Here is a 9,929-nt window from a genome sequence, read left to right on the forward strand (position 1 = left end):
CCCGGCGGGGTTCGCTCGCACGCACAACAATCTCGCCATAGGGAACACCGCCCCTTAACGGTCGGGATCCGGCGAACTACGCTGGGTTTGCTGATGTTCTGAACTGATGGGCATATTCCGGAGGGCTCGGCCAGACGCTTTTGCAGCCGGGACCGCCACCCGGTGGCAGCCGGGCTTCCGGGGCGGCCCGTCGGGGCGGGACGTCGCTACGCATGCCGGACGCGAGGCAGCGTCACGGCGGCCGTCGGCGTGTCGAGGGGTGGGGCGCATGTCCAGGGAGCAACGCGGGCCGAACGAAAAGCTCGGCACCGTCCTCGCCCTCGCGGGAATCAGCAACGCCGGGCTGGCCCGCAGGGTCAACGACCTGGGCGCACAGCGCGGTCTGACCCTCCGGTACGACAAGACGTCGGTGGCGCGCTGGGTCTCCAAGGGCATGGTGCCGCAGGGGGCCGCACCCCATCTCATCGCCGCCGCGATCGGCTCCAAACTGGGCCGGCCGGTACCGCTGCACGAGATCGGGCTGGCCGACGCCGACCCCGCGCCGGAGGTCGGTCTCGCCTTCCCGCGCGATGTCCGCGAGGCGGTGAAGTCCGCCACCGACCTCTACCGGCTCGACCTGGCCGGACGGCGGGCCGGCAGCGGCGGGATCTGGCAGTCCCTGGCCGGTTCCTTCTCGGTCAGCGCCTATGCGACGCCCGCGTCCCGCTGGCTGATATCGCCCGCCGACCCTTCGGTGGAGCGCCCGGCACCGCCCTTCATGACCCGTGGAACGGCCGAAATCTGCGGTCCCGACGGAGCCGAAGCGGCCGACGGGCCCTTGGGGACGGACCGGAACGACGGAACAACCGGGGCCCGGGAGGCCGGAGGAACCCGGGGTGCCGGTGGTGCGGACGGGGGAAGGGGAAGCGGCGGGGGCGAAGGGGCCTCCGGGAGCGGTGGTCGTACGACGGCGCGTACGCCCGCGCACTCCGTCCCGCCCGGCGCGAGCGGCGCGAGCGGCGCCTCGGGCGGCGCACTCCCCGCAGGCGGCTCCACCAACGGCTCCGGTACCGGTCCCACCAACGGCTCCAGTACCGGCTCCGGTACCGGTCCCGCCAACGGCTCCGCTCCCGGAACCGGAACCGGAACGGGTCCCGGTGCAAGTCCCGGCGCGGTGTCCGGTGCGGGGCCCGACCCCGGTACCGCCGCCGGACCGCCCGCCCCGCCGGGACATCCGGCCGACGACCCCCGCGTGGGCCACAGCGATGTGGCCAAACTCCGCGAGGCCGCGGAGGACGCCCGCCGCTGGGACTCCAAATACGGCGGCGGGGACTGGCGTTCGTCGATGGTCCCCGAATGCCTGCGGGTCGACGCCGCGCCCCTGCTGCTCGGCTCCTACTCGGACGAGGTGGGCCGCGCCCTGTTCGGCGCCACCGCCGAGCTGACCAGACTGGCCGGGTGGATGGCCTTCGACACGGGTCAGCAGGAAGCCGCCCAGCGGTACTACATCCAGGCGCTGCGCCTCGCCCGCGCGGCCGCCGACGTACCGCTCGGCGGATATGTGCTGGCATCGATGTCGCTTCAGTCCATCTACCGGGGCTTCGCCGACGAGGGCGTCGACCTGGCGCAGGCGGCGCTGGAGCGCAACCGGGGGCTCGCGACGGCGCGCACGATGAGCTTCTTCCGCCTGGTGGAGGCGCGGGCGCACGCCAAGGCGAACGACGCGGCGGCCGCGGGCGCGGCGCTGAAGGCGGCCGAGGGCTGGCTGGAGCGGTCGCGCGACGGCGACCCCGATCCGTCCTGGCTGGGTTTCTATACGTATGACCGGTTCGCCGCGGACGCGGCCGAGTGCTACCGGGATCTGAAGCTGCCCCGGCAGGTCCGGCGGTTCACCGAGAAGGCGCTGTCCCAGCCGACGGACGAGTTCGTCCGCTCGCACGGGCTACGGCTGGTGGTGGGCGCCTTCGCCGAGCTGGAGTCGGGCAATCTGGACGCGGCGTGCGCCGCGGGGACCCGGGCGGTCGAGGTCGCGGGCCGGATCTCGTCCGTACGGACCACGGAGTACGTACGGGACCTGCTGCACAAACTGGAGCCGTACGGGGACGAGCCCCGGGTCGCCGAGCTGCGGGAACGGGCCCGGCCGCTGCTGATGGCCCCGGCCTGATCCGGAGCGGACGGCCCGGCCGGAGCCGGGCGGCCGTGGACGGCATTGTCAGTGGCGGGGTGCAGTATTTCGGACGGGCGGGGAGCACGGCACCGGGAGTTCCGGGCGGGCGGCGGGAGGCGGAGCGATGACGAGGACGGGGCGCGGGGGCGCCGCGGGCCGGTTCGACTGCGATGTGCTGGTGATCGGCGGTGGGATCGTCGGTCTGTCGACGGCCCATGCCCTCACCCGGGCGGCCCCCGGGACCCGGGTGACCGTGCTGGAGAAGGAGCCGGCCACCGCCCGCCATCAGACCGGCCGCAACAGCGGCGTGATCCACAGCGGGATCTACTACCGCCCCGGCTCCCTCAAGGCGCGGTACGCCGTCGAAGGCGCGGCCGAGATGGTGAAGTTCTGCGCCGAGCACGGAGTGCCGCACCGGGTGACGGGCAAGCTGATCGTCGCCACCCGGCGCGACGAGCTGCCCCGGCTGCACGCCCTGGTCCAGCGCGGCCGGGAGAACGGGATCCCGGTGCGCGAGCTGGGGCCCGCGCAGATCTCCGAGTACGAGCCGGAGGTGCGCGGCCTGGCCGCGATCCATGTCGGTACGACCGGGGTCTGCGACTACGGCGCGGTGTCGGAGCGGCTCGCGGACCAGGCCGAAGCGGCCGGTGCGGAGGTGCGCTGCGGCGAGGAGGTCGTCGTGGTGGACCGCCGCCCCTGGGGTGTCGCCGTGCGCACGGCCGCCGGGACGGTACTGCGGGCCCGTGCCCTGGTGAACTGCGCCGGGCTGCAGTGCGACCGGGTCGCCCGGCTGACCGGTGACGACCCGGAGATGCGGATCGTCCCCTTCCGGGGGGAGTACTACGAACTCACGGACCCGGACCTGGTCAGGGGCCTGGTCTATCCGGTGCCCGACCCGGCGTTCCCGTTCCTCGGGGTCCATCTCACCCGCGGCCTCGACGGCGGCGTCCATGTCGGGCCGAACGCGGTCCCGGCCCTGGCCCGCGAGGGATACGACTGGGGCGTGATCCGCCCCGCCGAGCTGGCGGCCACCCTGAGCTGGCCCGGCTCCTGGCACATCGCCCGCCGCCACTGGCGCTACGGCGCGGGCGAGCTGCGCCGCTCCCTGTCCAAGGCGGCCTTCGCCCAGGAGGTCCGGCGGCTGGTCCCCGCGGTCACGGAGGAGGTGCTGCGGCGTACGGACGCGGGGGTGCGCGCCCAGGCCGTGCTCCGGGACGGCACCCTCGTGGACGACTTCCTGATCCGCGAGACCCACCGCGTCGTCCATGTACTGAACGCCCCCTCCCCCGCGGCGACGGCCTCCCTCCCGATCGGCCGCGAGGTGGCCCGCCGGGCACTGGCGATGCTCTGACCCGGGGCGGGCCGGGCTCCCGGCAGGCCCGGGGCGGTCCGGGCCCGCCGCGCCGGGCTCCGGCGGATCGGAGGCGGCGCGGGCCTGCCGGGCCGAGCCGGGTCCCGGGGGATCGCGGCCGGCGCGGGGGATGACGTACGCCCGTAGAATTGACCCCACTGTGTCGACATCGCACCCCCACACCCCCGAATCCCCCGCGCCCGGCTCCGAGCCCGCTTCCGGCGCCGCGTCCGGCTCCGGCCCGGGCACCGCTGCCGAGCCCGCTGCCGCCGGCGGCCCCGCTGCCGGTTCCGGGCCCGCCTCCGCCGTCGGCGCCGGTTCCCCGGCGGCGGGCGCCGCGCCTTCCGGGCGCGGGCAGCGTGAGCCGAGGTTCCCCGGCGGGCCCGCCGCCGACCCCGCGGGCTCGCACCACGAGCGCCGGATCCGGAGCTTCCAGCCCCGGCGCAGCCGGGTCACCACCAGCCAGGGCGACGCACTCCAGCGGCTCTGGCCGCTGTGGGGCCTCGACATCGACGGGCGGGACCGGCTCGACCTCGCCGGGATGTTCGGCGGACTGCCCGTCGTCCTGGAGATCGGCTTCGGCATGGGCGAGGCCACCGCGCAGATGGCGGCCGCCGACCCGGGCACCGGGATTCTCGCGGTCGACGTCCACACCCCTGGTCAGGGGAATCTGCTCGGCCTCGCCGAGCGGAACGGGCTGACGAACGTCCGGGTGGCCAACGGCGACGCGATCATCCTGCTGCGGGAGCAGCTCGCGCCCGGGGCCCTCGACGGGATGCGGGTGTACTTCCCGGATCCGTGGCCGAAGAAGCGGCACCACAAGCGGCGGCTGATCCAGCCCGAGTTCCTGACGCTGGCCGCCGGGGTCCTGAAGCCCGGCGCGGTGCTGCACTGCGCGACGGACTGGGAGCCGTACGCGGACGAGATGCTGGAGGTGCTGACCGCGCACCCCGACTTCGAGAACACGGCCGGCGACGGCGGCTTCGCCCCCCGGCCCGACTTCCGGCCCCGCACCCGCTTCGAGGGCCAGGGCCTGGACAAGGGCCACGTCGTACGCGATCTCCTGTTCCGCCGGGTGTGACCGGGATCCGGACCTCGCAGGCCGCGCGGGCCGGATCGTACGGTCCGGCTTGCGCGGTCCGGGGCGGCGGGCCCGTACCGGCCGGGCACCGGCCTGGTACCGCGTCAACGCGCCAGAACGCCGTATCCCCGTCGCGGGTTGTCGGTGCGGGTCGTTAATGTCGACAGGTGTCCGAGCCGTCGCCCCCGCAGTCCGACCCCAGTCCGCCGCCGCCCCACCCGGCCCCGGCGTCCCCCGAACCCCCGCCGCATGCCGCAAATCCGGATGAACCGGGACGACCGGCCGGTGCCGGTGAGTCCGGGGCCCGTACGACGCCACCGGAGCCCCGCACCGCGCCGCCGGAGCCCGCGACCGCGGCACCGGCGCCCCCTGCCTTCACCGGAACCCAGCCCGGATCCGCCGCACCCGCCACCGCACCGCCCGGAACGGAAACGGGAACCGGAACGGGAGCCCACCCCGCACCCGTCGTTCGCGGCGCCCCCGCGGGCAGACCCGGCGGGCAGCCCGGTCCCGCCGTGCCCGCCTATGCCGCCGAGCCGGTGTTCGACGCGCTGCCCGAGCGGTCCCGCTGGCGCTACAAGCCCCGGGCCGCCCGGATCTGGCGGAGCAAGGCGATCCGGGCCGGGGTCCTGGTCATCCTGATGGCGCTCTGCGCCCTGGTCATCCTGGCGATGGTCCGCGACCAGACCGGCACCGCCGGTTTCCTCGTCGGTCTCGGTCTCGCGACCCTCCCGGTGCCCCTGCTGCTCGCCGCCTTCCGCTGGCTGGACCGGGTCGAGCCGGGCCCCTGGGGCAATCTGGCCTTCGCCTTCGCCTGGGGTGCCTTCGCCGCCGCGCTGATCTCGATCACGGCGAACACCTTCGCCATCCAGTGGATCGCCAACACCACCGCGGATCCCACCGGCGCCGACAACCTCGGCGCGACGGTGGTCGCGCCGGTCGTCGAGGAGACCGCGAAGGGCGCCGCGATCTTCCTGATCTTCTTCTTCCGCCGCCGGCACTTCACGGGCCTGGTCGACGGCATCGTCGTCGCCGGGTTCACCGCCACCGGCTTCGCCTTCACCGAGAACATCCTCTATCTCGGGACGGCCTTCGACGAGGACCGGGCGGCGGGCGAGTCCGGCCTGGTCTCGGTCACGGCAACCTTCTTCGTACGGATCGTGATGTCGCCGTTCGCGCATCCGCTGTTCACCGTGCTCACCGGGATCGGCCTGGGCCTCGCCGCGTCGGCCGCCCGCCGCCACCGGTTCCGGCGGTTCGCCCTCCCGGCGGTGGGGCTGCTGCTGTCGATGGGGATGCACGCCCTGTGGAACGGCTCGGCGTCCTATCTCGGCCCGCTCGGTTTCTACCTGGTCTACGGGATGTTCATGGTCCCGGTCTTCGCCCTGCTCACCTGGCTGACGATCTGGTCCCGGCAGCGCGAGCTGCGGACCATCTCCGCGGCCCTGCCGCCGTATGCCGCCGCGGGCTGGCTGGCGCCCGCCGAACCGGCGGCGCTGGCATCGATGCGGGCCCGGGCCGACGCCCGGGCGGTCGCCCGGCGCACCCACGGCCCGGCCGCGGCCCACGCGGTCGCGGAGTACGTCCGGTTCGCCACCACGCTGGCCTTCCTGCGCGACCGGGCACAGCGCGGCGCGGCTGATCCCGACTTCACGGCGCGGGAGCAGGAGCTGCTGCACCATATGTGGCTGCGGAAGGCGGTGGCCGGTCCGGCGCTGACCTATGCGGCCCGGGCGACCGGGGTGGTGTTCGCGCCGCCGCCGTACCGGGACTACGAGGGCTACAACCCGTACCGCGTCTGACGAAGCGTCCGGCCGCCGGGGCATGCTCCGGGGCGTCCCCGGAGAACCACCGCCGGACGCGGCAAGGACGGCGCGCCGTCGTCCGGCGGCACAAAAAGAACCGGCAGCTCTGACGTCGGGGGGTTGGTGCGTCAGAGCTGCCGGTGGTCATGGAGGCCCCGGGCAGCGGGGCTCGGGGTCGCGCATACGAGCCGTACAAGCCGTACTGGTCGTACGGGCTCATACAGGTCGTACAGGGTTGCACAGGGTTGTACAGGTCACGCGGGAGGCCGCGGCCCGCCGGGCCGTGGCGCGTCCGGGCCGTGGGCGCCGGTCGTGCCGGTGGGGCGGATCAGACCGGGATGCCCTTGCTGCGCAGCCAGGCCGCGGGGTCGATCGTCGTACCACCCGGCGTCTTGACCTCCAGGTGGAGGTGGTCGCCGGTGACATTGCCGGTGCCGCCGACCCGGCCGATCTGGTCACCCGCGACGACCTTCTGGCCGACGTTGGCTTCGATCTTCGAGAGGTGCGCGTACATCACCTCGGTGCCGTCGTTCAGCTCCAGGATGATCTGGTAGCCGTACGAGCCCGCGTAGCCCGCGGACTTGACCGTGCCGGCGCCGACGGCCTTGACCGGGGTGCCCGCCGCGGCGGCGAAGTCCAGGCCGGTGTGCTGGCCGGAGGACCAGAGCCCGCCGGACTGGCCGAACTGCGAGGTGATGCGGTAGTTCGAGGTGGGGTTCGCGTAGTTCTTCGCCAGCTTGGCGAGCCGGTCGGCCTCGGCCTTCTTCTTGGCCTCGGCGGCGGCCTTCTTCTTCGCCGCGTCGGCCTTCTTCTTGGCGTCGGCGACGGCCTTCTTCGCCTCGGCGGCGGCCGCTTCGGCCGCGGCCTTCTCGGCGGCGGCCCAGCGCTCGGCCTCGGCCTGCGCCTGCTGCTGCTCGGCCTGCTGGAGGATCCGGGAGCGCAGCGCCTCACCGGCGGCGTCGTCGGTCTCCGACTGGGCCCCGACCTCGGCGACGGTGTCGCCCATGGTGGCCAGGCCGGCGTTCTGCACGCCTTCCTCGCCGCCGAGCCCGTCGGGGAGGGAGATGGTGATGGGGGCCTTGTCCTGCGCGGTGGCGATACCGCCGGCACCGACCGCGGCGATCACTCCGACGCCGAGGACCGTGGAGCTGCGGGCAAAGGCCCGGCGCTGCTGCCGCAGAACGCGGTGACGGCCGCGCGAAGACGGAAGGATCGTTTCGTCGCTGGGGTTCCACTCGCCGGTGGAACGCTCCGCGCCACCGTCCTCACGGAAGCGGGTGCTTGCGTACCCGGGACCGGCAGGGGCTTGCGGGGCAGGACTGTTGGACGCCACTGAGGCGTACTCCTTTCCTTCCTTCTCGCCTACCGGGTTAGCTGACGGGTTCGGAGCAGGAAGGTCTCCTACGGGCGTCTCCGCAGGCTGCGGAGGCATCCGATTCACCCCAAGAAGTGGTTCCCCGGTTCCCTTGCGGGATTCGGCGCATCAGCACGGAGCCACCCTGACGGCGACTGGGACGACCGCGCTGCGTTATCGAACGTTAATAGACACCGGGAATGTTTTCCAAGCTGTTCCTGATGATCGTTAAACCGAGGGGGTGGATCAACCGGGACAGAAGCCTTGCAAAACGGGCGAGTTGCCCGCCCTGAGGGCCCTTCAAACCCCGTTCCGGACCCCATGCGAGGCTGACGGTTCGTCAAATGTTATCTGCTGAGCGATCGTTCGATCACTCTGCGTGCAGAAAACGGCGGTGCAATGGCACATAGCCCGAAGCACTTGGCGAATCGTTGGTCAACTCTTTATCCGGCGGGCCGGAGCGGCGGTTGTTCCGGCGGCGGGTCCACCGCTCCGGGCCCGCCCGGCGGAGTCCCGGCCCCACCGGTCCCGGTCCCGCCGGTTCCGGTCCCGCCGGTTCCGGCCCCCGTCCCACCGGTTCCGGTCTCGGTCCCGCCCGGCGGGGTCCCCGCCCCGTCCGGCCGGAGTACGGACTCGCCCGGCCGGAGCACGGTCTCGCCCGGCCGGGTCACCGCGAGGAGCGCCATATCGTCCGTCGAGCCGCCGCCCGTATGCCGCCGTACGTCGTCGACAAGGGCGTCCAGCAGCTGCCCCGGCCCCGGGAAGGCCCGTCCGCCGAGCCGCTCCCGCGGGTCGTAGAACACCCCGGCGGTGTCCCGCGCCTCCGAGAGTCCGTCCGTGTAGAGCAGCAGGGTCGACCCGTCGGGCATCGCGTGCGATTCGGTATGCCCCTGCCAGTCGCCCAGCTCCCGCATGCCCAGCGGCAGCGCCGCCTCGTCCGGCGGCAGCAGCCGCAGCCGGCCGTCCGCGTGCAGCAGCAGCGGCTCGGGGTGCCCGCGGTTCAGCAGGAGTACGGCCCCGAGCCCGTGCGGGATCTCCGCGAACACCGCGGTGGCGAAGCCCTCGAAGCTGTCCGTCTCGTCCTCGCCGCGCCGCTGCGCCTCCCGGACGAGCGCCTGCTCCAGCCGGCCGGCGACACCTTCCAGGGTCGGTTCCCGCTCGGCCGCCTCCCGGAAGGCGCCGATCAGGACGGCCACGGCCGCCACCGCGCCCAGCCCCTTCCCCCGGACGTCCCCGACCACCAGCCGCACCCCGTGCGGGGTGTCCTGGACGGCGAAGAGGTCACCGCCGATGAAGGCGTCGGCGAGGGCCGCCTCGTACCGGGCGGCGATCCGCAGCCCGCCGATCTCCTCGGAGGGCGTGGGCAGCACGGCCCGCTGCGCGGTCTCGGCGATCACCCTCGCCGAGGCCAGTCTCTCGTTGCCCCGGGCGATGACCCGGTTGATGAAAAGCGCCAGGGCGGAGACCGTGACGACGGTACTCAGCTCGGTGTACGCCTGGGTCTGGCCGATGGAGCGGTTGTAGATGTCCAGCCCCAGCTCGGTCAGTACGGCGAAGGCGCCGGTCGCCAGGGTGAGGGCCCAGGAGAAGAACGGCGCGGCGATCAGCGGGGCGGCCGTGAACATCGGCACGGCGGTGAACTTCGCCGGGGTCGTCAGGTCGTAGACCACACCGGCGACGATCATCAGGAACGGCAGCATCCGGGCGATGCGGCGGGCACCGCCGTATCCGTTCCGCTGTTCCAGGTCCGCCACGGGCGCTCTCCTCCCCTCTCAGCCTCACGGCCGCCGGTGCGGGGGGCGAGCCGCACTGAGCCGGTCGGGCGACGGTCTTCCCGGGCCTTCCAGCATACGAGCGGGGTACGACAACGGCCCGGTGCTCTCATCGAGAGCACCGGGCCGTGTCTTCAGTAGCGGGGACAGGATTTGAACCTGCGACCTCTGGGTTATGAGCCCAGCGAGCTACCGAGCTGCTCCACCCCGCGTCGGTGAACACAACCTTACGCCATCCGGAGCACTGCTGCTGACCATTTCCCCTCCGGGGCGGTTTCGGGGGTGCTCGGGCCCGGCGGCGCGAGGCCCGCCGGGGGGCTCCGGGCTGGACCTGCGCCATCTCGGCGTACCGCTCCAGCGTGGCGTCGTTGTCGACCCGGCCGTCGGCGTCCAGCACACCGCAGTGGCCGTGGTCGGTGT

The 9,929-nt window shown here is 73.5% G+C and carries 6 protein-coding genes, 1 tRNA gene, 1 pseudogene and 1 riboswitch; of the genes and pseudogenes, 4 read left to right on the forward strand and 4 right to left on the reverse strand.

Annotation, left to right across the window (positions count from 1 at the left end; genetic code table 11):
• Positions 1–268 precede the first annotated feature (268 nt).
• The 4 genes from ACWDR0_RS28675 (at position 269) to ACWDR0_RS28690 (ending at position 6,380) form a co-directional block, all read left to right on the forward strand.
• The gene (locus ACWDR0_RS28675; protein WP_456354692.1) at positions 269–2,143 is read left to right on the forward strand and encodes a sporulation protein; all 1,875 of its coding nucleotides are present in this window, start codon (positions 269–271) and stop codon (positions 2,141–2,143) included.
• Positions 2,144–2,270: 127 nt separating this feature from the next.
• Positions 2,271–3,497 carry an L-2-hydroxyglutarate oxidase gene (gene lhgO / locus ACWDR0_RS28680; protein WP_456354693.1) on the forward strand — a complete coding sequence of 409 codons (1,227 nt, stop codon included), beginning with the start codon at positions 2,271–2,273 and terminating at the stop codon, positions 3,495–3,497.
• Between the two features lie 130 nt (positions 3,498–3,627).
• Positions 3,628–4,578: a tRNA (guanosine(46)-N7)-methyltransferase TrmB gene (gene trmB, locus ACWDR0_RS28685; protein WP_456354694.1), complete on the forward strand. Its 951-nt coding sequence runs from the start codon at positions 3,628–3,630 to the stop codon at positions 4,576–4,578.
• 515 nt (positions 4,579–5,093) lie between these two features.
• Positions 5,094–6,380 carry a PrsW family intramembrane metalloprotease gene (locus ACWDR0_RS28690; RefSeq protein ID WP_456354695.1) on the forward strand — a complete coding sequence of 429 codons (1,287 nt, stop codon included), beginning with the start codon at positions 5,094–5,096 and terminating at the stop codon, positions 6,378–6,380.
• A 331-nt stretch (positions 6,381–6,711) separates the two neighbouring features.
• Here the strand turns inward: ACWDR0_RS28690 and ACWDR0_RS28695 are convergent, their stop codons facing one another.
• The 4 genes and pseudogenes from ACWDR0_RS28695 to ACWDR0_RS28710 all read right to left on the reverse strand — a co-directional run.
• Complete coding sequence (locus ACWDR0_RS28695) at positions 6,712–7,716, reverse strand: M23 family metallopeptidase (RefSeq protein WP_456354696.1); 1,005 nt, start codon at positions 7,714–7,716, stop codon at positions 6,712–6,714.
• Positions 7,717–7,727: 11 nt separating this feature from the next.
• Positions 7,728–7,874: riboswitch (cyclic di-AMP (ydaO/yuaA leader) on the reverse strand.
• Positions 7,875–8,180: 306 nt separating this feature from the next.
• Entirely contained in the window at positions 8,181–9,491 is a 1,311-nt protein-coding gene (locus ACWDR0_RS28700; protein WP_456354697.1) for a PP2C family protein-serine/threonine phosphatase, read from the reverse strand.
• Between the two features lie 156 nt (positions 9,492–9,647).
• Positions 9,648–9,721 (reverse strand) — tRNA-Met (locus tag ACWDR0_RS28705).
• Between the two features lie 125 nt (positions 9,722–9,846).
• Positions 9,847–9,929: pseudogene (locus ACWDR0_RS28710) on the reverse strand (hypothetical protein); the annotation flags it as partial.

Source organism: Streptomyces sp. NPDC003691, assembly GCF_053981115.1.

Excerpts from the sequence above, each read along its gene's own strand:
- ACWDR0_RS28675 (WP_456354692.1), top strand. The coding sequence starts at position 269 with ATGTCCAGGGAGCAACGCGGGCCGAACGAAAAGCTCGGCACCGTCCTC.
- lhgO (WP_456354693.1), top strand. The coding sequence starts at position 2,271 with ATGACGAGGACGGGGCGCGGGGGCGCCGCGGGCCGGTTCGACTGCGAT.
- trmB (WP_456354694.1), top strand. The coding sequence starts at position 3,628 with ATGACGTACGCCCGTAGAATTGACCCCACTGTGTCGACATCGCACCCC.